The following is a 22,243-nucleotide window of genomic DNA, read 5'->3' on the forward strand; positions in this document are numbered from 1 at the left end:
GCGGTTACGTACGACGGATCCCGTTGGGGCGGATGTCGTCGCAGGCGATCGGCAGATGGCGCGGGCCGCGAAGGACCGCGTTGTTCCGGTAGGGGGGCGGGTCCTCCAGCAGCCGCGGGTTCTCCAGCCGGCTGGCCAGCTGGCTCAACGCGAGTTGCGCCTCCAGCCGGGCGAGTGGGGCGCCGAAGCAGCCGTGGATACCGCTGCCGAAGCCCAAGTGCTGGATGTCCTCGCGGTCCGGGTCGAACCGCTCCGGATGCGGGAAGCGGTCGGGGTCGCGGTTTCCCGCTGCCAGCACCAGCCACAGCGACGCGCCCTTGGGGATGGTGACGCCGCGGACCTCGATGTCGGCGAGTGTGCTGCGCTGCGGCACCAGCTGCACCGGCGGCTCGAAACGAAGCAACTCCTCGACGATGGGGACGGACAGCTTCGGGTCCTCGCGCAGCCGCTTGAGGACGTCGGGATTCCGCAGCAGGGTCAGCATGCCGTTGGTGATGAGGTTGACCGTCGTCTCATGACCGGCGATCAACAGGAGCGCCGCGGTGCTCAGGACTTCCATCGTCGTCATGGCACCGTCCGGCCCCTGCGCGGTGGCCAGCTCCGACAGCATGTCGTCGCCGGGATTCTTGCGGCGTTCTTCGATGAGCCCGGCCAGATACATGCCCAGCTCCGTGCGGGCGTTGTGCGAGACCTTGCTGCGCTCGTTGGGATCGGCGCCCGGGTCGGGGTCCAGGCTGGCGGCGATGATGTCCGCCCAGGTGTGGAAGCGGGCCTCGTCCTCGCGCGGCACTCCCAGCAGCCGGCAGATCACGGTCACGGGGAAGGGGTAGGAGAACTGGTCGACCAGATCGATCCGTTCGGTGGCGTCGATCCCGTCGATGAGCCCGGAGACGATGTCTTCCAGCTCGCCGTGCATCTCGTAGACACGCCGTGGGGAGTGCGGCGGCCCGAAGGGCCGGTTCGTCATACGCCGCAGCCGGTCGTGCTCCGGAGGGTCGAGCCGCAGGAAGCTTGGCGGCAGGGCCGTCTCCTCCTCCGTGTCGGCCAGCGGGTCGCCCGCCGTCACCTTCAGATTGCGGGCGTCGGAACTGATGCGCGGATCGTGGAGGAGGCTTTGGATGTCGTAGTACTTGCTGAGGACGTACGGCCCGTCCGCGTCGTGGTAGACCGGCGTTTTGCGGAGCTCCTCGTACAGCGGATACGGATTGGCACGGTGGGCGTAATCGATGATCTGCCGCAGGATGGCTTGCGTCATGGTCCGTCCTCGTGAGCGTCGGATCAGTGCCCGGCGGGGGTGAACGTCATTCGCCGGTCGGTCGGCGAGTATCCGCTGAGGGTGACGGTCGGGCCGTGGGTGGGCACTGACGGGTCGGGGAAGTCCGAAGGCATCGGGTGCTGCCCCTCAGGGCGGCGGTCCACCGTGGGGAAGGGCGGGGGGAACGGCGCCGCGGTCTCGATGAGCTGCTGGTAGAACTGCAGCCACTTCGACTGGTCGAAGGTGACGGCGCCGATGATGCGGCCCTGATACCCGTATACGCCGGTGAATCTGTGCTCGCTGCGGGCGCCCTGTGCGATGAGGATCTCCGTCCCCATCGGCGGCACCCCGACGGACTTGATGTTCACACCGAACTGGGAGGACCAGAAGGCGGGCACCCAGATGTGGGGGCGGCGGTCGACGCTTTCGCTCACCATGTTGTGCGCCGCGGTCTCGGCCTGGGCGACGGCGTTGCCCCAGTGCTCCAGGGACAGGAACTGGTATCCGAACAGCGGATGCGGGGATCGTGCGACGTCGCCGGCCACAAAGATGTCGTCGGTCACGATGCCCCGGATGTCGAAGGCCCGGCAGCCGGCGTCACAGGCGATGCCGCGAGGGCCCGCGCCGAGTCCGGATCCGGCGAGCCATTCGGTGTTGCGCATGGCACCGAGGGACACGACCACCACGTCGGCCTCGACGGTGTTCCCGTCGGAGAGATGAGCGGCGCGGACGCGGTTCGCCGAGTCTCCCTCCAGGCTGGTCACCATGACGCCGCAGCGCAGGTCGACGCCGTGCTCGCGGTGCAGCTCGGCCGCGACCTCGCCGACGACTCCGCCGAGCGCTCCGACCAGGGGTGCGGCGCCCCGTTCGGCCACGGTGACCGCGATCCCGCGTTCCCGGCAGGCGGAGGCGATCTCGGAGCCGGTGAATCCGGCGCCGATCACGAGCACGCGGCGGGGGCCCTGCGCGAGCGAGCGCTCCAGCGCTCTGGCATCGTCGCGGGTGCGCAGGACGAACACCCCGTCGAGCTCCGCCTCGGTCTCCCGAGGCCACGGTCTGGCCCGTACACCGGTGGCAATGAGCAGCCGGTCGTACTCCACCTCGTCGCCGTCGGCCAGCCGTACCCGTCTGGTTCCCATGTCGAGGCCGGTGGCAGGGGCCCCGAGGCGCCACTGTGCGTCGATCGTCCGCCGCCGGGGGAGGAAGGTGTGGTCCGCCGTCGCTCTGCCCAGCAGGACCTGCTTGGACAGCGGGGGGCGGTCGTACGGCTCGTAGGGCTCGTCCCCGATCATCGTGAGCGAGCCGGTGAACCCCTCCTCGCGCAAGGTCTCCGCGGCCCGCAGTCCCGCGAGTGAGGCGCCGACGACGACGATGCGTCCTTCGCGCTTGAGCCGGTCCAGGGATCCGTCACCGCTCACCGGTCGCCTCCCGGTCGGGTCCGGAGGTCTCGTCCGAGTCGTCCGCGTCTACGAGGATGGCCTGGACGGGGCACGCGGCGACGGCTCGTGCCACTTCGTCGCGCCGTTCCTCCTCGGCCTGCGGGTCGTAGAGCAGGGATTCCTCTCCGTGCATGGCGAAAACGTCGGGAGCGAGGAACGCGCACTGCGCATACCCCTGGCAGCGGTTGAGATCGACGACAAGCCTCACCGAGGATCAGCCTTTCCGTGGCCCCTTCTCGCCCCCTCCTCCTCAGCATGCGGGAGAGGGCACGGAGCCGCTCGCCGGGGCGGTCCGATGGGCCGACGAACTCACACCGTGACCCCGGAAGGGCGCGGCTCGCGGGGACCGACGCGGAGTATGTGCACGCTGACGACCAGTGCCCAGGCCGGGAAGACCAGCTCGGACCAGGGCACACTGGATGCCACGACGAGCAGGACAAGGCCCCCGAAGTACCCCAAGACGGCGAGCGCACGTGGGAAGACGCCGAGGCGATGCCCGATGGTCGAGGTCGTGAACATGAACACGGCCGCCACACGGAGGGCGTACGTCGTCATCATCGTGTACGCGAAGTGGCGGCCGAAACCCGAGGGCTGAGCCTCGTTCAGAACGGTGCCCGCAGCGGCGCCGGCACCGAACATGACAGCGACGAATACCAGTCCACTGCCCAGGAACACGGTGGCGACGAACTTGTCCTCGGCGTCGCCGACCTGTGCGCGCAGGGCGCCCATGAACCACAGGAAGAAGATTCCCGCGAACGGGAGGATCTCCAGGGCCACCCGCACCGCCCACCGCTGGTCCGGGTCGACCTTCGCGTCCGCGGGGTTCCCGGCGGGGACGGCGATCCGCACGAGCACGATCGCCGCCGCCAGCAGTACCGCGAACACCGCTCCCGCCATACCGGCGGCTCGCGGGGTGCGCAGCAGCTCTTCCTTCGGCTCCATCGACGCTCGCTCTCTTTCCCGAATCCCCTATCGGTCCAGCAAGCAGGCCCTGGCGCGCCCACGCCACCGGGGACGCCCGCGGGAGTGACAGCCCGGTCACGTCGAAGTCACGGCACCCGGCCCGCAGGTCGGCTACCTGGCCCACTCTGCATCCGTCATGTGGCCGCTGCGGCACTCGTATCGGTCGCAGGGAGGAGGGGCTCGCCGACGAGGACATGTCGGCGCATCTGCGATCGTAGGATGATCCAATTCGTGCGAGGAGGCATAAGTGACACGTCCGGTCACGATCGTCACGGGTGGCAGCCGAGGGATCGGAGCCGCGACCTGCGCGCGCCTCGCGGCGGACGGGCATGACGTGGTCGTGGGGTACGTCAGCGACGCGGAGGCCGCCGAGTCGACCGCGACCGTCGTCCGCGCGGCGGGGGCGCGCTGCGTCACGGTGCGGGTGGACACCTCCGACGAGGACGACGTCGAGCGGCTCTTCGACACGGCGGCGGACCGGCTCGGTCCGGTGACGGGGCTGGTGAACAACGCCGGGGTGACCGGCTCGCTGGGCCGGCTCGCGGATGCCGACCCCGCCGATCTGCGCAGGGTGGTGGAGGTCAACCTGCTGGGCACGCTGCTGTGTTCGCGCCGCGCCGCCCAGTCGATGGCGGCCCGGGGGAGCGGTGTCATCGTCAATGTGTCCTCGGCCGCCGCCACACTCGGCAGCCCCGGCGAGTTCGTGCACTACGCGGCCACCAAGGCGGCCGTCGACGCGCTGACGATGGGTCTCGCCAAGGAGCTGGGCCCGGACGGCATCCGCGTCAACGCGGTCGCGCCCGGCATGATCGCCACCGAGATGCACGCGACCATGGGCGACCCGGGCCGCGCCGAGCGCGCCGCCTCGTCGATTCCACTCCGCCGGGTCGGCGAGCCCGAGGAAATCGCCGCCGCCGTCGCGTGGTTGATGTCGCCCGACGCGTCGTACACGACGGGGGCGGTGCTACGGGTGTCCGGGGGGCGCTGAGGGCGCCTTGGGGCGGGGGCGGTGACGGCGTCTCTGGGTGGGGGCGGTGAGGGCGTCTCCGGGCGGAGACGGTGAGGGCCTCTTCGGGCGGGGCGCGCCGGCTTCAGCTGGCGGGTTGCCGGGTTGCCGGGGTGCGGTGCCTGGTTGGCACTTCACGGCCGATGCCGCTTTAGGCCTGCGGCTCGCGCGGGGCTGGCGGTCTTGGTGCCGATTGCCGGTTGCCCACTTCGACCTATATCGCCGTCCGGTTTGCGGTCATGGTGTCGGCTTGGCTTGCGGGTCCCGTGCGGCTTGTGGTGGTGTCGGCTTCGGGCTGTGGTGCCGGTGCGGTTTGCGGTCGAGGTGCCGGTTTCGGCTTGTGGGTCCCCCGCGGTCCGGGGTCCCTGTGCCGGTCCGCGGTCCTCGTGCCGGCCCGCGGTCCTCGCGCCGGCCCGCGGTCCTCGTGCCGGCCCGCGGTTGTCCCCGAGCCGCCCGGCGGTCGTCACGCCGCTTCGACGACCTCTCCCCGTATCGCTTCCGCCCACTTCACGACCAGCAGTGCGTACTCGGCCCGCTCCTGGGCGGACAAGGAACCGCCCGCGCGCGTCCACAGGGCGCGGATCTGCTCGTTTAACGCGGCGGCAGACCGCACGGAACCAGAGTGAGTGAAATCGGGGGACATGCGCACCAGCCTAGGGGCAGGGACTGACACTGCGCTACCGGTCGGCTACTCACACCCTATGTGCTTCGTCACGGCGGACGGAGGCCGTCCCGTGTCGCCTCTCCTTCGCCGGCCCAGGCGTGGGACCAGTCAAGCAAGGGCACCATCGCGGTCACCAAGTCCGCGCCGAGCGGGGTGAGATGCCAGGCCGACTGGTCCGTCGACGTGGCGATACCCGCCTCGCGGAGTTCCCTGAGGCGCGTGGACAGGACGCTGGAGGACATGTCGTCGCAGCGGCGCTGGAGGTCACGGAAGCCGATCGGGGCACCACCGCGGTGGAGTTCCCAGATGACGCGGAGAATCCAGCGCCGGCCGAGGAGATCCAGGGCGGCCATGACAGGACGGCCGGTGGTCGAGCCGCGCACCGGGCGACCCGGAGCCGGGGCCCCCGGCGTCCGGATGCCGGCGGCGGTGTGGTCCGGCGTGTGGCCCGGCTCGGGTGTGTTGCCCAAGTGAGTACCTCTCGGAGGAGTGTTCACCTCCCACTCTTGCGCTTCGATTTCAGAAGCGCAAGAGTGCCGGACATGAAGCAGCGCATCGACGGCGTCACGCCGCCCTACGAGCCCGAGACCGACCGTGCGTTGAACCGGTGGATGCCGCCCGGCATCACCCGTGAGCCCCTGATGCTGTTCAAGGTCCTGGAACGTCACCCCGAACTGGCCTCACGCATGAGGGCGTTGGGTGCGGGCCTCCTCGTCCACGGCCGACTGGCCGACGCCGACCGCGAGTTGGTGATCGCCCGCGTCACCGCCCGCTCCGGATGCGCGTACGAGTGGGGCGTCCACATGGCGACGTACGCGGAGACGGCCGGTCTCACCCCGCAACTGGTCGCCCTCACCGCGACCGGCGCGCCCGATGACCCGGCCTGGTCGGCCCGCCAGACGGCCCTCCTCCGCGCCGTCGACGAGCTCCACGTCACCGCAGGCGTCAGCGACCCGGTATGGAACGGACTGCGCGAACATCTCGACGAGCCCGAGGCCTTGGAGCTGCTGGTCCTCGCGGGCTGGTACCGGACGATCGCGTACGTGGCCAACGGCGTCCGGATCGAGGCGGAGCCGTGGGCGCTCGCACTGCCCGAGACGCCCAGAAGCTCCGAAGGGTGAGCCGTTACCCGCCTCCCCATCGTTTCGTCAGCCCGCCGACTCCGCCGCGTGCGGGCTCAGTCCGCCCGTCGCCACCAGCGCGATGATGGCGATGCCTAGCGCGATCCGGTACCAGACGAACGGCATGAAACTCTTGTGCGAAATAAACTTCATGAACCACGCGATCACGGCATAACCGACGGCGAACGCGATGACCGTCGCGAAGATCGTCGGCCCCCAGGACACCTGCCCGCCCTCGGCGGCGTCCTTCAGCTCGAAGGTGCCGGAGGCCAGGACGGCCGGCATGGCGAGGAGGAAGGAGTAACGGGCCGCCGCCTCACGGGTGTAGCCCATGAACAGGCCACCGCTGATGGTGGCGCCGGACCGGGAGACGCCTGGGACCAGTGCCATCGCCTGGCAGACGCCGTACAGCAGCCCGTCCTTGGTGTTCAGGTCCTCAAGTCCTTTGCGCTGCTTGGCCGCCCGGTGCCTGCCGCCCGTCTCGTCGCGCGCCGCGAGCCGGTCGGCGACGCCGATGACCACACCCATCACGATCAGCATCGTCGCCGTGATCCGCAGATCGCGGAACGGCCCCTCGATCTGGTCCTTGAGCGTCACCCCTAGCACGCCGATGGGTATCGAGCCGACGATGACGAGCCAGCCCATCTGCGCGTCGTGGTCCCTCCGCATCGCCTTCTTCGTGAGCGAGCGGAACCACGCCGAGAGGATTCGACCCACGTCCTTGCGGAAGTAGATCAGAACCGCCGCCTCCGTACCGAGCTGCGTGATCGCGGTGAAGGCCGCGCCCGGGTCCTCCCAGCCCGCGAACGCCGCGGTCAGCCGTAGATGCGCGCTGGAGGAGACGGGGAGGAACTCGGTCAGCCCCTGGACGAGTCCGAGGACGAGGGATTCAAACCAAGACATGAAGTTACGTGGTCCAAGTGCTGATCGTGGGAGGGGTGCCGGACGCGCCGTGCCGCTGGGCGCGGTGATCACGGGTATTGGGGGCAGCGTAGCGTCCGGGTGTGACAGCCCGGCCGCAGGGGTTTGGCGGCCCTACGGGGCGACGGAGCCTGGGAGTTCGCGGCTTTACGAGAGTGGCGGCGCCCGGGGATGCGCGGCGCCGCCAGCGACGGTGTGACCGGGGTGCCGTCCAGGGTGTCGCTGATGTGCCGGGCCGCGTGCTGTCCATGGTGTGGCTGATGTGCCGGGCCGCGTGCTGTCCATGGTGTGGCTGATGTGCCGGGCCGCTTGCCGTCCATGGTGTGGCCGAAGTGCCGGACCACGTGGGCTCCATGGTGTGGCCGAAGCGCCGGACCACGGCGGGGTCCATGGTGTGACGGAGGTGTTGACCGGCCGCCGGGCCGCCGCATACGTTGCGGCAGGAGAGAAAGCGCTTGCTCCCACCGGGTCCGCTCGGTGCCGTCATGCGTTGGCCACCGTCCGGCATCCCGTCCGATGGAGTGCTGATCACGTCCATGCCCACACCCCGCACCGCTACCGACCCCGAGACCTCACCGAGTCGCCCCGAGCCTGCCCCGGTCGACGGCCGCCGTATCAAGGCCGCCATCGTCGGCGCCGGCGCCATCGCGCGCGGGAGCCACTACCCGGCGCTCGCCCGGCTTGCCGACGAGGGCGAGACGGAGATCGTCGCCGCGGTCGACATCGCCGAGGGCGCGGTCCGGGGGTTCTGCGCCGAGGCGGGCATCCCGCACGCGTACACCGATCTGGACTCGATGCTCGACGAGCAGCGGCCCGACCTGGTCGCCATCTGCACCCCGCCGACCCTGCACCGCGAGCAGACGGTCGCCGCGCTGCGCGCCGGAGCGTGGGTGTGGTGCGAGAAGCCACCTGTGCCGACGCTCGCCGACTTCGACGCGGTCGAGGCGGCGGAGGGTACGGACGGGGGCCCGTACGCCGCGATCGTCTTCCAGCACCGCTTCGGTTCGGGCGCCCGGCATGTGCGGCGCCTGATCGCCGAGGAGGCCATGGGGCGCCCACTCGTGGCGCACTGCCAGACCACCTGGTACCGCAACGCCGCCTACTACGCCGTGCCCTGGCGCGGACGCTGGGCGAGCGAGGGCGGCGGGCCCGCGATGGGGCACGGCATCCACCAGATGGATCTGCTGCTCGACCTGATGGGGCCGTGGAGCGAGGTGCGGGCGATGGCCGGGCGCCTGGTGCACGACGTGGAGACGGAGGACGTCTCGACCGCCCTCGTCCGTTTCTCGAACGGCGCGATGGCCACGATCGTCAACAGCGTCCTGAGCCCCGACGAGGTGAGCCGCATCCGCATCGACTGCGAACGCGCCACCGTCGAACTCACGCATCTGTACGGCCACAGCAACGACCACTGGCGGATCACCCCGGTGCCGGACGTGCCGGACGCGGAGGTCGCCGCCTGGCGGGACTTCGGCGCCGATGTGCCCAGTTCGCACCTCGCGCAGCTGCGGGACCTGGTCGCGAGCATGCGCGCGGGCGAGCGTCCGCGCAGCAGCGGTGCCGACGGGCGGACCAGCCTGGAGCTGATCAGCGCGCTCTACAAGTCGGCGTTCACGGACACGACCGTTCGCTCGGGTGAGATCGGCCCGGGGGACCCGTACTACACGGCTCTGCACGGCGGTGCGCCGGGCTGGGCGCCCGAAGCCCCCGAGGTGCCCGAGTCCGCCGCGGGTCAGGAGGTGCCGGCATGAGTACGTCCTCGGAGCGCGGCCTGCGCGTCGTCCACACGCACGGCGAGCGCATCACCGTCAGTGAAGTCGCCACCGGCGTCGAGTTGTTGAGCTACGTCTACCGCCCCGAGGCCGCTTGGGAGTCCCCGAAGCCGTATCTGCATCCGCTCAGGACGCTGGCGAACAACGTCGTCACGGACTACCGGCCCAACGACCATCGCTGGCACAAGGGCCTCCAGATGACGGCCTCGCATCTCTCCGGCCAGAACCTGTGGGGCGGCAACACATACGTTCCTGGAAAGGGATATCTCGAACTCCCAGAGCGAGTCGGGTCGATGGCACACGTCACCTTCGACGAGGTGGCTTCGGACGGTGGCCGAGCGGTCATCGCCGAGCGCCTCACCTGGCATCCGTACGACGGTGAACTGTGGGCCGAGGAGGAGCGCCGCGTCGAGGTGCACGATGTCGACCCCGAGGCGGGCTCCTGGGCGCTGACCTGGACCACCGCCGTCACCAACCGGCGCGACGAGCCGCTGCGCTTCGGCAGTCCGACCACCGCCGGGCGCGAGATGGCGGGCTATACGGGACTGTTCTGGCGCGGGCCGCGGGCCTTCCGGGACGGGCGGGTCATCGGGCCCGATTCCGAGGGACCGGCCCTGATGGGGCGGCAGGCACCCTGGCTCGCGTACTCGGCGGAGCACGACGGCACCGACGGACACGCCACGCTCGTCTTCGCGCACGCCCCCGAGAACGACCACTCCGGATCCCGGGGTGCCCACCCGGCCCACTGGTTCGTGCGCAACGAACCGTTCGCCGCCGTCGCCCCGTCACTCGCCTTCTTCGACGAACTGGAGCTCGCCCCCGGCCACACGCTCACCCGCCGCTACCGGGTGGTCGTCGCCGAGGGGGCCTGGGAGCGCGAGGAGATCGTCAAGTACCTGGAGGAGCACCCCTGGTGACTGATGTGACCCCCCGCTCCGCCTTCGCCGGCCTCCCGGGTGCCGTGGCCGTCTCGCACCTCTCCGTGTACGACTGGCCCGCGGCCGACGGCGTGTGCGGCGGAACTCCCCATCTCCACCTGACCTGTTCGGAGGCGTACGTCGTCACCGGCGGACGCGGATCGGTGCAGACGCTGACGACGTCCGCGTACGAGGTCACTCCGCTCGCGCCCGGCACGGTCGCGTGGTTCACGCCCGGCACGATCCACCGGCTCGTCAACGAGGACGACCTGCGTATCACCGTCCTGATGCAGAACAACGGCCTGCCGGAGGCGGGCGACGCGGTCCTCACACTGCCCCCTGAATACCTGACCGACCTCGAGACGTACGCCGCCGCAACCGTCATCCCGGCGGGGGCACTGGAGGGGGAGCGGGCGCGGGTCGCCCGGGCCCGGCGCGATCTCGCCCTCGAGGGCTACCGGGCGCTGCGTGACGCGGACGGGCCCGAGCCGCTCGCCGCGTTCCACCGTGCCGCGGCCGCGCTGGTGCGGCCGCGCCTCGCCGAGTGGCGCGAGCGGTGGCAGCGCGGCGCCGTGGCCGCCGCCGCGGCCACCGGGGACCAGCTGGACCGTCTGGAACGTGGCGACACGTCCCATCTCGCCGCGGCCGTCGTACGAGCCGAACAGCCGTCGGCGTACGGCCGGTTCGGGATGTGTGGACGGCTCGACATCTACGAGGGGACCGTCTAGTCCGCGTGCGCGGGGAGCCGTTTCGGCCCGCGTACGAGCGGACCGTTTGAGCCCGCGTAGCAGGAGATCGTTCAGGCGGGCGTACGAGAAGACCGTTCAGCCCCGCCTATGAGCGGACAGGTTCAGGCTCGCGCCGCCCACCGGGCTGCGCCGCCGCGGGCCCCGTCACCGTCCAGCCGGGGACCTGCGGGTGGGCGGTCAGGTCGTCGTGCTCGACCTGCTGACCGCACTCCCTGCAGACGACCTGGGGGACGAGTTCATTGCCGCACGTGTGCTCCAGCACCATGGGGCGGAAGCCGCCCTCCTGGAGATGCCGGTCGCCCCACGCCATGAGCGTGACCAGGACGGGCTCCAGCTCGAGCCCGGCGCGCGTGGGCCGGTACTCGTAGCGCTTGGGACGGTCGCTGTACTCGACCTTCTCCAGTACGCCCGCGTCGACCAGGCGTTTCAGCCGGGTGGTCAGTACGTCGCGCGGGGCGCCGATGTTGCGCACCAGCTGGTCGAAGCGCGTGGCGCCGAGGGACACCTCCCGCAGCACCAGCAGAGAGTACTTCTCGCCGACGAGGGCGAGCGTTTCGGCGATCGAGCAGGGGCGGGCGTCCTTCATGACACCAGTCTACGGCGTGGGTTGGTTGTTCCAACCCACTGAGCTACTCTTGAGTCACTTAGCGGGTTTGGAAAGCAAACTCAGTGAGTTTGGAGATCAAACATGCGTGACGCAGTGATCGTCGAAGCCGTACGCACCCCCATCGGCAAGGGCAAACCGAACGGCTCCCTCGCCCAGGTCCACCCCGTGGAACTCCTCGCCCACACGCTGCGCACTCTCGTCGAGCGCTCCGGGGTCGACCCGGCGCTGATCGACGACGTCATCGGCGGCACCGTCGACCAGGTCGGCGAGCAGGCCATGAACACCACTCGGTACGCCGTACTCTCCGCGGGTTTTCCCGAGTCGGTGCCCGCGACCACGGTGGACCGTCAGTGCGGCTCCTCCCAGCAGGCCGTGCATTTCGCCGCGCAGGGCGTCATGTCCGGTGCCTACGACATGGTCGTGGCCTGCGGTGTGGAGTCCATGAGCCGCGTACCGATGTGGTCGAACGTGCCGACGGGCAAGGACCCCTTCGGTCCCGGGGTCGCCGAGCGCTACCCGGAGGGCCTGGTGCCGCAGGGCATCAGCGCCGAACTCATCGCCGCCAAGTGGGGCATCTCGCGCGAGCAGATGGACACCTTCGCGGTGGCCTCGCACCAGAAGGCCGCCGCGGCCTGGAACAGCGGCCTGTTCGACGCCGAGGTCGCGCCCCTGGAGGGCGTCACCCGCGACGAGTGCGTCAGGCCCACCAGCACCACGGAGATACTCGCCGGCCTCAAGCCCGCCTACTACGACCCGACCTTCGGCGAACGCTTCCCGCAGATCGACTGGTCCGTCACGGCGGGCAACGCCAGCCCCACCAACGACGGCGCCTCGGCCGTACTCATCACGTCGAGCGACACCGCGGCCCGCCTCGGCCTGCGCCCCGTCGCCCGGCTGCACAGCTTCGCCGTCACCGGCTCGGACCCGATGCTGATGCTCACCGGCGTCATCCCGGCCACCGAGAAGGTGCTGCGCAAGGCAGGCCTGGGCCTCGGCGACATCGACCTCTTCGAGGTGAACGAGGCCTTCGCGGCCGTCGTCCTCGCCTGGCAGCAGGAGACGGGCGCCGACCTGTCCAAGGTCAACGTGCACGGCGGAGCGATCGCGATCGGTCATCCGCTCGGCGCGAGCGGTACCCGCCTCACGACCACCCTGGTCCACGCGATGCGCGCCCGCGGAGCCCGGTACGCCCTGCAGACGATGTGCGAGGCCGGCGGACTCGCCAACGCGATGGTGCTGGAAGCCGTATAACCCGGCTCCCGCGTCAGTGGCCCCGCAGGTGGTGGCGCTTGCGCCAGGCCACCACCGCTCCGACGAGCGCCGGAGCGGCGATGAAGCCCATCGCGATCAGGAACGCGGGTGACGTCGGCGCCGAGGCCCGGGCGCCGGCGACGGCGTACGCGGCGGTGTTCGGGATCGAGCCGAGCGCCGTCGCCAGGAGAAAGGGCAGCCAGCCCATGCGGGAGACGGCCGCGCAGTAGTTGGCAGCCCAGAACGGCACTCCGGGGAACAGCCGGGCCACCATCATCGAGCGGAAGCCGTGGCGGCTGAGCTGTCCGTCCGCCGCCTTCAGCCAGCGGGCGCGCAGCAGCGGGCGCAGCGCGTCCTGCCCGAGGATCCGGCCGAGCCCGAAGGCGACACCCGCGCCGAGCACCGTGCCCGCGAGTGCGGTGGCCAGGCCCAGTTGGGAGCCGAAGAGGGCGCCCGCCGCAAGATTGAGGAGCGGCCGGGGCACGAACGCGACCGTGCACAGCCCGTACGCCAGGCCGAACGCGACAGCCGCCGCGGCACCGCCGAGCTGTGGCGGCCAGCCGTCGGCGAGCAGCCGCTGCGGTTCGAAGAGCAGCACGCTCGACGCGGCCGCCGCGAGCAGCACCACGAGCAGCGAGAACCGCGACCAGGGCGAGAGCAGCGCTCTTGTGCACCGGGCGGTCAGGCTGCTGCCGGCGGCGGTCAGGAAGGCGGGTGCGGCGACGGCGACCTCCGCGGCGACGGCAAGATCCGTGGCGGCGGCGAGCTTCGTGGCGGCGGCCTGGGGAGTGGCCGTGGCGGTGCCCCCAGAGCGGGTGGTGGCATCGAGCATCCGGTGACACTAACCGACCGGCGTGTGTGATCGCCGTATGGTTCGTCTCAGGGGCGTCACAGCTTTCGGAAAGTAGGCCGGCGTCGCTGTCCGCGCGCGACGACGTCGTCCCGCCAAGCACATTCCAGCACCGTGAACACCTGACGCCCCGTCCGGAACAGCCGACGGCCGCGCGCGAAAAACCATTCGACGTGGGCAGACCCGTCGGAGATGATCTCCTCATGTTCCGGTACGCCTTCCTCCTCGCAGCATCCGCAGTCGCGGATGCGCCGAAGGCTGCCGTCCCGATCATCGTGGCCGCCGTCGGCGGCGCCCGAAGCTGACCCTTCCCGGATCGTCCGGCGGACCCCGCAGGGGGAGGGTCGGCAAGTCCTTGGGGTCCCCGTCCCGGCCCGTATGCGCCGGGGCCATCACTCAGTTCCGCTGACACTGAAGAGGCTTCGAGGTACAGCCATGCCCAAGACGGCTTACGTGCGCACCAAACCGCACCTGAACATCGGCACCATGGGCCACGTCGACCACGGCAAGACCACTCTGACCGCCGCCATCACCAAGGTCCTCGCCGAGCGCGGCGCGGGCACCTTCGTACCGTTCGACCGCATCGACCGGGCCCCGGAGGAGGCCGCGCGCGGCATCACCATCAACATCGCGCACGTCGAGTACGAGACCGACACCCGGCACTACGCGCACGTGGACATGCCGGGCCATGCCGACTACGTCAAGAACATGGTCACCGGCGCGGCCCAGCTCGACGGGGCGATCCTCGTCGTCTCCGCGCTCGACGGAATCATGCCGCAGACCGCCGAGCACGTGCTGCTCGCCCGGCAGGTGGGCGTCGACCACATCGTCGTCGCGCTCAACAAGGCCGACGCGGGCGACGAGGAGCTCACGGACCTCGTGGAGCTGGAGGTCCGCGAACTGCTCTCCGCGCACGGCTACGGGGGTGACTCCGTACCCGTCGTACGGGTGTCCGGCCTCAAGGCGCTTGAGGGCGACCCCCGTTGGACGGCGGCGATCGACGCGCTGCTCGACGCGGTGGACACGTATGTGCCGATGCCCGAGCGGTATCTCGACGCGCCGTTCCTGATGCCGGTCGAGAACGTGCTCACCATCACCGGCCGTGGCACGGTCGTGACGGGCGCGGTCGAGCGCGGCACCATCCGCGTCGGAGACCGCGTCGAAGTGCTCGGCGCCGCCGTCGACACGGTGGTCACGGGCCTGGAGACCTTCGGCAAGCCCATGGAGGAGGCGCAGGCCGGGGACAACGTGGCACTGCTGCTGCGCGGGGTGCCTCGCGACGCCGTCCGACGCGGGCACATCGTCGCCGCGCCCGGCAGCGTCGTACCCAGTCGCCGCTTCACGGCACAGGTGTACGTCCTGTCGACGCGCGAGGGCGGACGTACGACGCCTGTCTCCACCGGGTACCGGCCGCAGTTCTACATCCGCACCGCGGACGTGGTCGGCGACGTCGACCTCGGCGAGCGGGCCGTCGCCCGGCCCGGCGACACCGTCACGATGACGGTCGAGCTGGGGCGCGAGGTGCCGCTCGAGCCGGGCCTCGGCTTCGCCATCCGTGAGGGCGGCCGGACGGTCGGCGCGGGGACGGTGACGTCGGTCGCCTGACGGCCGGCGCGCTGACGCGGGTGCCCGCTACGAGGGGAGCAGGCACCCGCTCGTGCCGGCACCTGTGCCGGGCGGGCCCCGCTCTTCGCGGACGCCGGGTATCCGGGGCGGCCGGTCCGCACCCGACCCCCGCCCCGGTCCCCTCGCCCGTCCCCCTTAGGGCCTTCACGGCACAATGGACCCGTGGACGAGCCGATACCCGTGACACGGGCCGTGGATCACGGGACCGCCAAGCTGATGCCGGACGTCGACCGGAAGCGGGCATGGCTGCTGACGGTGGACGGAGCGCCGCAGTCGTACGTCGATCTTGACGAGCCGACGCATCTGGAGTTCGAGTACGCGCGGCGGCTCGGGCATGTGCTGGACACGGTGGCCGAGCCGGGTCTGGCGTTGGACATGCTGCATCTCGGCGGAGGGGCGCTGACGCTGCCTCGCTATGTCGCCGCGACCCGGCCCGGTTCGCGGCAGGACGTCGTGGAGGCCGACGGCGGTCTGCTGTCCCTGGTCGCCGAACACCTGCCCCTGCCCGAGGGCGTCGGCATCACCCTGCACGGGGCGGACGCCCGTGCCTGGCTCGAAGCCGCCGCGTCCGACTGCGCCGACATCCTGATCGCGGACGTCTTCGGCGGTTCACGCGTGCCGGCGCACCTGACCTCCACGACGTACGCGCGTGCCGCCGAGCGTGTGCTGCGCGCCGACGGCGTCTATCTGGCCAACCTCGCCGACGCCGCGCCCTTCGCCTTCCTGCGCTCCCAACTCGCCACCTTCGCCACCGTGTTCGAGGAGCTGGCCCTCATCGCCGAACCGGGCGTCCTGCGCGGCCGCCGCTTCGGCAACGCGGTGCTCGTGGCGTCCCACCGCCCCCTCGACACGGCGGCCCTCGCCCGCCGCACCGCCTCCGACGCGTTCCCCGCACGCGTCGAACACGGCGCCGTGCTAAGGGAGTTCATAGGCTCCGCCGAACCCGTACGCGACGCGAACGCCGTCCCGTCGCCCGAGCCGCCCGACGGAGCCTTCAGCATCGGCTGACCCGCCCACGCCCCCCAGCGCGGGCGTCCCCCGCTCCACCGGCTTGCTCCGCCGCGGACCGAGGACATCAGCATGCCCTCGGTCCCCGGGTTGGAGAACGCCCGCCCCGTGTCGCCGAGCGCGGACAGCAGCATCATCTGCCACAGACGTGGCTGACCGCCGATGACCAGGAGCGCGAACACCGCCTGCGGCACGCAGTTGAGTGCGTTGGCCGCGACCATCATGCGATGCCGCGGCAGCCGGTCCGCGACCGCGCCGCCGATCAGCAGGAGAAGAGCACCAGCGGCAGGGCACGCCGCCGCCACGAGGCCTACGTCACCCCCGTCACCGCCCCTGTCGAGCACCGCGAACGCCGCGGCGGTCAGCAGGCGATAGTTCCGGCCCGCCCAGGATGGCGGCGCGGGCGGCGGAGGTCACCGGGCGACTGTCGCCGCCGGAGCCGTACGTTGCCCCAGTAAGGAGGCAATGGAGTACTGGCTCCTGGGCGGTGGGCCGGGCGGGTCAGGAGTCCGTCGGTTGGCCGTGCAGCCGTACCGTGCTGAGGATTTTCTGCACGGTCGCGTCCGGCACTTCCTCGGAGACACCCTTGGCGCCGTAGAACGTCCAGGACACGAAGTCGCCCGCCGAGTTCTTGAAGGCGAACGTGGTCGCCTTCCCGTCGGAGTCGCACTTGCCCTTCTTGGGGACACCGCTCGAGTACGTCGTCGCGACGCTGCCCTTGACGCCCGAGGCCGTCGTGTACGCCTTGGGCTTGCCGATGGTGAGCAGCTTCTTCGAGGCGTCCTTCTGGTCCGTGTAGCCGCCGAAGACCCACCACGCCGAGTCGTTGCGGGCGACATCCTCGGTGTTCTTGGCGCCGCTCTGGCCCTTGGTGCCCGCGGCGGCCAGCGCCGTGTCGTTCTTGTAGCCGTCCTTGTTGTCGTCGGACGTGCACCACTGTTCCTTGAGGAAGGCGGGCGCGGACATGCCGATCAGCGAGGAGCCGTCGCCCTTCTTGTCGTCCTCGAAGCCGATGAACGTGCCGGGAGTCTTCACGTCCCAGTCCGCCGGGACGTCGAAGGCGGTGCCCCACTTGGGATTGACGACGACCTTCCAGCCCGCGATCGTCGCCTTCTCCTCGTCGCCGCCCCGCGGATTGTCGTTGCTGCCGCTCGCGCTCGATGACGTAGAGGGGGACGGCTTGGGCGACTTGGAGGCGTCGCCGCCCGCGTTGTCGTCCTTGCCGCCGCCGCCCAGGACGAGGAAGCCGGTGACGCCGGCCGCGATCACCACGGCCGAGGCCGCGACGATCGCGGTGATCTTGGTCTTGTTGCCGCCACCGCCACCGCTGTTGCCGCCGCCGGCGGCCTGAGGAGCGCCGAGGGGCTCCGGCGGAGCTCCCCACTGCTGCTGCCCGTACGGGTTGGGCTGCTGCGATCCCGGCTGCTGGTACCCGGGTTGCTGATATCCGGGCTGCTGGTACGGATTCGGCTGCTGGTACCCCGGCTGCTGGTACGGGTTCTGGTCCTGCGGGTTCTGCTCGCCCCCGGGCGGCTGCTGTCCTGGCCACATGAGCAGTAACCCTAGTGCCGCCTGTGACACGTTTGGGTCACCGAGGCTCGTCAGACCTGTACCGGATCAGGAGTCGGAGGGGACCTCGTAGAGGCGCACGGTGGCGACGATTTGCCGCACCGTCGCGTCCGGGACCTCGTCGGACACGCCCTTCGCGCCGAAGAACTCCCACGACACGATGTCGCCCGAGGGGTCCTTGAAGGAGAACACCGTGGCCTTACCGTCGGCAGCGCACTTTTTCGATTTCTCCACACCCGACGACGAGGCGGTGGCGAGGCTGCCCGTGATGCCGGACTTCGTCGTGTACGAGTCCACCGCGCCGGACGTCACCAGCTTCTTGTCGGGCTGGGCGTAGGCGCCGTAGACCCATGTCGCCGCGTCGTCGCGGGCCGCCTCCTCGGGACTCCTCGCCCCGTTGTCGGCCCTGGTTCCGGCACCCGCGAGCATCGTGTACTCCTTGGTGCCGTCCTTGTCCTCGTCGGATCCGCACCACTTCTCCTTGAGGAGGGCGGGTGCCGCGACACCGATGAGGGGCTTGTCCTGCGGGTCGTCGTTCTCCGAGACGTACGTGACCCAGCCGGTCGACTTCAGTCCCCACTCGGCGGGTACGTCGAACGCGATCCCGCGCTTGGGGTTCACCACGGTCTTCCAGCCGGCCACGGTCGGCTTCCCGGCGCCGCCGGTGCCTCGCGGATCGCTCGCCGGACTCGACTGCCGGGAGGGGGACTTGGTCGGCTCGGGGTCGGTCCTGCCGTCCTTGCCGCCGCTGAGCAGGGCGAATCCCGTCACCCCGGCGGCGATCACGACGGCGGAGGCCGCGACGATCGCGATGACCTTCGTCCGGTTGCCGTCGCCGCCGCCCGGCGGCGCGGGTGGCGCGGCGCCCGCCGTCACCGTCGGGGCGTTCCACGGCTCCGACGCCTGCTGGTACGGATTGGGCTGCTGATACCCCGGCTGCTGGTACGGATTCGGCTGTCCGCCCCCGACGTGCTGCTGCGGGTTCTGCTCGCCCCCTGGCGGCTGCTCTCCTGGCCACATGTGGCGTAACGATACGGCGATCATCGACGGGCGGTGGTCAAAGATTGCTACTCACGGGTAACATGGCGGCATGAGCGCAGACCAGATGACGATCGGCGAGATGCTCGCCGCCACGGTGCCGATGGCCCGGACCCTGAAACTCGAGTTCGTGGAGACCACCCCGGAGAAGGCCGTGGTGGCGCTGCCGGACCAGAGCGACTATCACAACCACGTCGGCGGGCCGCACGCCGGAGCGATGTTCACGCTGGGGGAGTCGGCGAGCGGGGCGATCGTCCTCGCCGCCTTCGGGGAGCAGCTGTCGCGCGCCGTGCCGCTCGCGGTCAGCGCCGAGATCTCCTACAAGAAGCTCGCGATGGGGCCCGTCACGGCCACCGCCACGCTCGGTCGGCCCGCCGCCGAGGTCGTCGCCGAACTCGACGCCGGTCAGCGGCCGGAGTTCCCCGTGGCCATCGCCATCCAGCGCGGTGACGGTGCCGTGACCGGTGAGATGACGGTTGTCTGGACGCTGCGCCCCAACGGCTGAGCCCGCGCCTCCGGCATGGGCCTTGACCGACCTGGTCAGGGCCCTTGGTCGTGCGGCAGGGCCATGCCGCCGGCACCTGTGTGGGGGCATCCCGTCGCGCACCTCGGGCGGTCGTCGCGGGCACTGTGGCGCGAGTGGCCGTTCGGCCTCGGCCCGCAGACGGGAGTTGGTCGCGAGGTCGCCGTACGAACGGGCGCCGTGCCCCCGGGTATGGGCGGCCCCTCCGGCTCGATCGGACCGGAGGCCTCAACGCCTGGTTCGGCACCGACGACGACGCGGACCGGCCGTTTCCGACTCTTGTCGGACTGTCAGCTGTTTCTCCTTCACTTCGTTGACACGAGTCATCGGCGGTCATATTTCGCGCCGTACCCGTGGCGCCTGACGGAACGTCAAGTGACCTCTGATGCATAGTGCGTTCAAGGGTCGGACGCGGCTGTCGTTGGCACGTGTACATGCGGCCCACAACGACGTGCCCGCGCACCGAAGGAGTGACGCCTCATGTCCCATACCTTTTCCCGGCGATCGACGCTGCGCATGCTGGGCGGCGCCATCGCGGTCGCCGCGGCGGCCACCACTCCCCGTTCGGCCCCGCTCGCCCACGCCGAGTCCAGATCCGGCGCCGGCCCGCGCGTAGAGGGTTTGATCGGCAAGCTCACCCTTGACGAGAAGATCTCCCTGCTGCACGGCGCCACCGATCCGAACTCACTGGGCCAGGCCGGATACGTACCCGGAGTCCCGCGCCTCGGCATCCCCCCGCTCCGCCTCGCCGACGGCCCGGCCGGCGTCCACGTCACCCGGCACGCCACGGCCCTGCCCGCCCCCGTCCTGCTCGCCTCCGCCTTCGATCCGGGCCTCGCCCGCCGCTACGGCCAGGTCATCGGACGCGAGGGCCGCGCTCTCGGCCAGGACGTTCTGCTCTCCCCTATGGTCAACCTGATCCGTACCCCGTACGCGGGGCGCAACTTCGAGACGTTCAGCGAGGATCCGCTGCTGGCCGGCGACCTGGTAGCGGCCGAGATCCGCGGTATCCAGGGCGAGGGCCTCATCGCCACCGTCAAGCACTTCGCGCTGAACAACCAGGAGAAGGACCGCCAGTCCGTCGATGTGCGGATCGGCGAACATACCCTGCACGAGGTCGAGTTGCGCGGCTTCGAGGCGGCGGTCGCCGCCCGCGTGGGCGCGGTCATGGGCGCGTACAACAAGATCAACGGCACCTACGCCTGTGAGAACAAGGCGCTCCTCACCGACGTGCTGCGGGACCAGTGGGGCTTCGGCGGCTGGGTGATGACCGACTGGTCCGCCACTCACAGCACCGCCGCCGCGCTCACCGCGGGCCTCGACATGGAGATGCCCAGTGGCACGCACTTCGGCGCGGCCCTGAAGTCGGCGGTCCGCAACGGCAGCGTCTCCCAGACATACGTCGACCGTGCCGTACGCCGCCTCCTCACGGTCATGGACCGCTTCGGCCTGCTCGACGGAAGCGTCCCGCCCCGCCCGGTCCGCGACGCGAAGGCGGGCGCCGCCGTCGCCCTGGAAGTCGCCAAGGCGGGAGCGACCCTGTTGCGCAACGAGAAGCGAGCACTGCCTCTGACCGGAGCCGCCGCCCGCAGCATCGCCGTCGTGGGACCCACCGGATCCCTCCCGTTCGTCAGCGGCGGCGGCAGCGCGCATGTGGTCCCCGACCACGCCGAGGGCCCCCTCGACGCCATCAGGTCCCGTGCGGGGCAGGGCGCTCACGTCTCGTACTCCCTCGGCGAGGACCTGTTCGGAAAGCCCCTTCCCGCGGACGCGCTGAGCCCGCCCCTCACGACGGAGGCCCAGGGCGTCGCCGCCGGTCAGACCTGGACGTACGAGGGGACGCTGACCGTCGCGGACACCGATGAGTGGACCTTCGTCATCCACTACTCGGGCATGCGCCCAAAGGTGCTCATCGACGGCGAGGACCTCTTCCCCGTGGCGCCCGGATACGGCGAGCAGTTCTCCGGCGGCCTCGTCTCCGCCGCACCCGACGGCCTGTCCGTGCGGCGCAAGACACTTCACCTCACGAAAGGCGCGCACAAGGTCGGGATCACCGCGAAGGCCGGAAGCGGCGGGCAACTGTTCCGGCTGCGGCGTGTCACCGGCGCGAGCCGCGCGCGGGACGTCGCCGAGGCGGTCGAAGCGGCGCGCGCCGCGCACAGCGTCGTCCTCTTCGCCTACGAGGACGCGACCGAAGGCCTGGACCGGACGACTCTCGCGCTCCCCGGCCATCAGGCCGAGCTGATCAAGGCGGTGACGGCGGTGAATCCCCGTACGACCGTCGTCCTCAACACCTCCTCCTCGACCTCCATGCCGTGGCTGCGGCGCACGGCCGCCGTGCTCCAGATGTACTACCCGGGCCAGGAGGGCGCCGCCGCCACCGCGGCCGTGCTGTTCGGTGACTGCGATCCCGGCGGACGGCTCACCCAGTCCTTCGCGGTCGACGACGACCACCACCCGCTCGCCGGCGACCCGCGCCGCTACCCGGGCGTGAAGGGCACCGAGGAGTACGCGGAGGGCGTCCACGTCGGCTACCGCTGGTACGACGCCAAGGGTGTGCGCCCGCTGTTCCCCTTCGGCCACGGACTGTCGTACACCACTTTCGCGTACGACGATCTGCGGGTACACCGGACCCGCCAGGGCCTCGACGTGAGCTTCGCCGTGCGCAACACCGGGCGGCGCGACGGCATCGAGGTCGCGCAGGTCTACGTCGGCCCGTCGCCGCGTCTGCGACTCGACCAGGCCGTCCGGGTGCTGGGCGGCTACCGGCGGCTCGCGCTACGGGCGGGGGAGCGGCGCCGGGTGACCGTGCCGGTGGCGGCGCGCACGCTGTCCTCCTGGGACGCGAAGAAGCACGGCTGGGTGCTCGGCACCGGGCGCCGCGGCGTGTGGGTGGGGGCGTCCTCGCGCGACCTGCGGCTGAGAACAACCGTCGAGGTGAGCGCGTAGTACCGGCGGGTCACG

At 70.8% G+C, this 22,243-nt stretch carries 21 protein-coding genes and 1 pseudogene; 10 read left to right on the forward strand and 12 right to left on the reverse strand.

Going from position 1 to position 22,243, the window contains the following annotated elements; all coding sequences use genetic code 11:
* Nucleotides 1-4: 4 nt before the first annotated feature.
* The 4 genes from AB0D27_RS08520 to AB0D27_RS08535 all read right to left on the reverse strand — a co-directional run bounded on the left by AB0D27_RS08520 (nt 5) and on the right by AB0D27_RS08535 (nt 3,636).
* Nucleotides 5-1,255 (reverse strand): cytochrome P450, encoded by a 1,251-nt coding sequence (locus AB0D27_RS08520; RefSeq protein ID WP_362503958.1) that lies wholly within the window; start codon nt 1,253-1,255, stop codon nt 5-7.
* A 23-nt stretch (nt 1,256-1,278) separates the two neighbouring features.
* On the reverse strand, nt 1,279-2,673 hold the full coding sequence (locus AB0D27_RS08525; RefSeq protein ID WP_362503961.1) for an FAD-dependent oxidoreductase: 1,395 nt from the start codon (nt 2,671-2,673) through the stop codon (nt 1,279-1,281).
* Nucleotides 2,663-2,902 carry a ferredoxin gene (locus tag AB0D27_RS08530; RefSeq protein ID WP_362503964.1) on the reverse strand — a complete coding sequence of 80 codons (240 nt, stop codon included), beginning with the start codon at nt 2,900-2,902 and terminating at the stop codon, nt 2,663-2,665. The genes AB0D27_RS08525 and AB0D27_RS08530 overlap by 11 nt, the downstream gene beginning before the upstream one ends.
* A 101-nt stretch (nt 2,903-3,003) precedes the next feature.
* Entirely contained in the window at nt 3,004-3,636 is a 633-nt protein-coding gene (locus AB0D27_RS08535; protein ID WP_362503967.1) for a hypothetical protein, read from the reverse strand.
* 268 nt (nt 3,637-3,904) lie between these two features.
* Here AB0D27_RS08535 and AB0D27_RS08540 point away from each other — a divergent pair, with 268 nt between their 5' ends.
* A complete protein-coding gene (locus AB0D27_RS08540) occupies nt 3,905-4,645 on the forward strand; it encodes a glucose 1-dehydrogenase (RefSeq protein WP_362503970.1) in 741 nt (246 codons plus the stop codon).
* 481 nt (nt 4,646-5,126) lie between these two features.
* Here the strand turns inward: AB0D27_RS08540 and AB0D27_RS08545 are convergent, their stop codons facing one another.
* Both AB0D27_RS08545 and AB0D27_RS08550 read right to left on the reverse strand, forming a co-directional pair.
* Entirely contained in the window at nt 5,127-5,306 is a 180-nt protein-coding gene (locus tag AB0D27_RS08545; protein ID WP_362503973.1) for a hypothetical protein, read from the reverse strand.
* Nucleotides 5,307-5,374: 68 nt separating this feature from the next.
* A complete protein-coding gene (locus tag AB0D27_RS08550) occupies nt 5,375-5,797 on the reverse strand; it encodes a helix-turn-helix domain-containing protein (RefSeq protein ID WP_362503976.1) in 423 nt (140 codons plus the stop codon).
* A gap of 72 nt (nt 5,798-5,869) precedes the next feature.
* Here AB0D27_RS08550 and AB0D27_RS08555 point away from each other — a divergent pair, with 72 nt between their 5' ends.
* Nucleotides 5,870-6,448, forward strand: coding sequence for a carboxymuconolactone decarboxylase family protein (locus AB0D27_RS08555; RefSeq protein WP_362503979.1), 579 nt, complete (start codon nt 5,870-5,872; stop codon nt 6,446-6,448).
* Nucleotides 6,449-6,475: 27 nt separating this feature from the next.
* On the opposite strand, the gene AB0D27_RS08560 is transcribed toward AB0D27_RS08555, so the two are convergent.
* Entirely contained in the window at nt 6,476-7,351 is an 876-nt protein-coding gene (locus AB0D27_RS08560; protein WP_362503982.1) for an undecaprenyl-diphosphate phosphatase, read from the reverse strand.
* A gap of 554 nt (nt 7,352-7,905) precedes the next feature.
* Between AB0D27_RS08560 and AB0D27_RS08565 the strand changes: the two genes are divergently transcribed.
* From AB0D27_RS08565 to AB0D27_RS08575, 3 genes are read left to right on the forward strand one after another with little or no spacing between them, the layout of a single operon-like run.
* Nucleotides 7,906-9,120 (forward strand): Gfo/Idh/MocA family oxidoreductase, encoded by a 1,215-nt coding sequence (locus tag AB0D27_RS08565; RefSeq protein ID WP_362503985.1) that lies wholly within the window; start codon nt 7,906-7,908, stop codon nt 9,118-9,120.
* Nucleotides 9,117-10,058 (forward strand): PmoA family protein, encoded by a 942-nt coding sequence (locus AB0D27_RS08570; protein ID WP_362503988.1) that lies wholly within the window; start codon nt 9,117-9,119, stop codon nt 10,056-10,058. Before AB0D27_RS08565 ends, AB0D27_RS08570 begins: the two co-directional genes overlap by 4 nt.
* Complete coding sequence (locus AB0D27_RS08575) at nt 10,055-10,786, forward strand: cupin (protein ID WP_362503991.1); 732 nt, start codon at nt 10,055-10,057, stop codon at nt 10,784-10,786. The genes AB0D27_RS08570 and AB0D27_RS08575 overlap by 4 nt, the downstream gene beginning before the upstream one ends.
* Before the next feature lie 106 nt (nt 10,787-10,892).
* Here the strand turns inward: AB0D27_RS08575 and AB0D27_RS08580 are convergent, their stop codons facing one another.
* Nucleotides 10,893-11,393 carry a helix-turn-helix domain-containing protein gene (locus tag AB0D27_RS08580; RefSeq protein ID WP_362503994.1) on the reverse strand — a complete coding sequence of 167 codons (501 nt, stop codon included), beginning with the start codon at nt 11,391-11,393 and terminating at the stop codon, nt 10,893-10,895.
* Between the two features lie 102 nt (nt 11,394-11,495).
* Between AB0D27_RS08580 and AB0D27_RS08585 the strand changes: the two genes are divergently transcribed.
* Nucleotides 11,496-12,665, forward strand: coding sequence for a thiolase family protein (locus AB0D27_RS08585; RefSeq protein WP_362503997.1), 1,170 nt, complete (start codon nt 11,496-11,498; stop codon nt 12,663-12,665).
* A gap of 13 nt (nt 12,666-12,678) precedes the next feature.
* Here AB0D27_RS08585 and AB0D27_RS08590 read toward each other — a convergent pair whose 3' ends face one another.
* A complete protein-coding gene (locus AB0D27_RS08590) occupies nt 12,679-13,497 on the reverse strand; it encodes a VTT domain-containing protein (protein WP_362504000.1) in 819 nt (272 codons plus the stop codon).
* 453 nt (nt 13,498-13,950) lie between these two features.
* On the opposite strand from AB0D27_RS08590, the gene tuf reads away from it, so the two are divergent.
* A complete protein-coding gene (tuf, locus tag AB0D27_RS08595) occupies nt 13,951-15,120 on the forward strand; it encodes an elongation factor Tu (protein WP_362504003.1) in 1,170 nt (389 codons plus the stop codon).
* 183 nt (nt 15,121-15,303) lie between these two features.
* Nucleotides 15,304-16,149, forward strand: a complete 846-nt coding sequence (locus AB0D27_RS08600) for a fused MFS/spermidine synthase (RefSeq protein ID WP_362504006.1) — start codon at nt 15,304-15,306, stop codon at nt 16,147-16,149.
* A 50-nt stretch (nt 16,150-16,199) separates the two neighbouring features.
* Here the strand turns inward: AB0D27_RS08600 and AB0D27_RS08605 are convergent.
* From AB0D27_RS08605 to AB0D27_RS08615, 3 genes and pseudogenes are all read right to left on the reverse strand, one after another.
* A pseudogene (locus tag AB0D27_RS08605) lies at nt 16,200-16,517 on the reverse strand (MFS transporter); the annotation flags it as partial.
* Between the two features lie 133 nt (nt 16,518-16,650).
* Nucleotides 16,651-17,700, reverse strand: coding sequence for a hypothetical protein (locus AB0D27_RS08610; RefSeq protein WP_362504009.1), 1,050 nt, complete (start codon nt 17,698-17,700; stop codon nt 16,651-16,653).
* 66 nt (nt 17,701-17,766) lie between these two features.
* A complete protein-coding gene (locus AB0D27_RS08615; protein WP_362504012.1) occupies nt 17,767-18,738 on the reverse strand; it encodes a hypothetical protein in 972 nt (323 codons plus the stop codon).
* Between the two features lie 70 nt (nt 18,739-18,808).
* Between AB0D27_RS08615 and AB0D27_RS08620 the strand changes: the two genes are divergently transcribed.
* Both AB0D27_RS08620 and AB0D27_RS08625 read left to right on the forward strand, forming a co-directional pair.
* The gene (locus tag AB0D27_RS08620; RefSeq protein ID WP_362504015.1) at nt 18,809-19,261 is read left to right on the forward strand and encodes a DUF4442 domain-containing protein; all 453 of its coding nucleotides are present in this window, start codon (nt 18,809-18,811) and stop codon (nt 19,259-19,261) included.
* Nucleotides 19,262-19,759: 498 nt separating this feature from the next.
* Complete coding sequence (locus AB0D27_RS08625) at nt 19,760-22,228, forward strand: glycoside hydrolase family 3 N-terminal domain-containing protein (RefSeq protein WP_362504018.1); 2,469 nt, start codon at nt 19,760-19,762, stop codon at nt 22,226-22,228.
* The last annotated feature ends 15 nt before the right edge of the window (nt 22,229-22,243 follow it).

The organism is Streptomyces sp. NPDC048415 (assembly GCF_040651675.1).
GTDB lineage: Bacteria > Actinomycetota > Actinomycetes > Streptomycetales > Streptomycetaceae > Streptomyces.

What these genes read in the sequence shown, in the direction of transcription:
- AB0D27_RS08590 (WP_362504000.1), bottom strand. Translation starts at nt 13,497, where the DNA reads ATGCTCGATGCCACCACCCGCTCTGGGGGCACCGCCACGGCCACTCCC.
- AB0D27_RS08570 (WP_362503988.1), top strand. Translation starts at nt 9,117, where the DNA reads ATGAGTACGTCCTCGGAGCGCGGCCTGCGCGTCGTCCACACGCACGGC.
- AB0D27_RS08560 (WP_362503982.1), bottom strand. Translation starts at nt 7,351, where the DNA reads ATGTCTTGGTTTGAATCCCTCGTCCTCGGACTCGTCCAGGGGCTGACC.
- AB0D27_RS08535 (WP_362503967.1), bottom strand. Translation starts at nt 3,636, where the DNA reads ATGGAGCCGAAGGAAGAGCTGCTGCGCACCCCGCGAGCCGCCGGTATG.
- AB0D27_RS08580 (WP_362503994.1), bottom strand. Translation starts at nt 11,393, where the DNA reads ATGAAGGACGCCCGCCCCTGCTCGATCGCCGAAACGCTCGCCCTCGTC.
- tuf (WP_362504003.1), top strand. Translation starts at nt 13,951, where the DNA reads ATGCCCAAGACGGCTTACGTGCGCACCAAACCGCACCTGAACATCGGC.
- AB0D27_RS08620 (WP_362504015.1), top strand. Translation starts at nt 18,809, where the DNA reads ATGAGCGCAGACCAGATGACGATCGGCGAGATGCTCGCCGCCACGGTG.
- AB0D27_RS08565 (WP_362503985.1), top strand. Translation starts at nt 7,906, where the DNA reads ATGCCCACACCCCGCACCGCTACCGACCCCGAGACCTCACCGAGTCGC.
- AB0D27_RS08555 (WP_362503979.1), top strand. Translation starts at nt 5,870, where the DNA reads ATGAAGCAGCGCATCGACGGCGTCACGCCGCCCTACGAGCCCGAGACC.
- AB0D27_RS08610 (WP_362504009.1), bottom strand. Translation starts at nt 17,700, where the DNA reads ATGTGGCCAGGACAGCAGCCGCCCGGGGGCGAGCAGAACCCGCAGGAC.
- AB0D27_RS08615 (WP_362504012.1), bottom strand. Translation starts at nt 18,738, where the DNA reads ATGTGGCCAGGAGAGCAGCCGCCAGGGGGCGAGCAGAACCCGCAGCAG.
- AB0D27_RS08585 (WP_362503997.1), top strand. Translation starts at nt 11,496, where the DNA reads ATGCGTGACGCAGTGATCGTCGAAGCCGTACGCACCCCCATCGGCAAG.
- AB0D27_RS08545 (WP_362503973.1), bottom strand. Translation starts at nt 5,306, where the DNA reads ATGTCCCCCGATTTCACTCACTCTGGTTCCGTGCGGTCTGCCGCCGCG.
- AB0D27_RS08625 (WP_362504018.1), top strand. Translation starts at nt 19,760, where the DNA reads ATGTCCCATACCTTTTCCCGGCGATCGACGCTGCGCATGCTGGGCGGC.
- AB0D27_RS08520 (WP_362503958.1), bottom strand. Translation starts at nt 1,255, where the DNA reads ATGACGCAAGCCATCCTGCGGCAGATCATCGATTACGCCCACCGTGCC.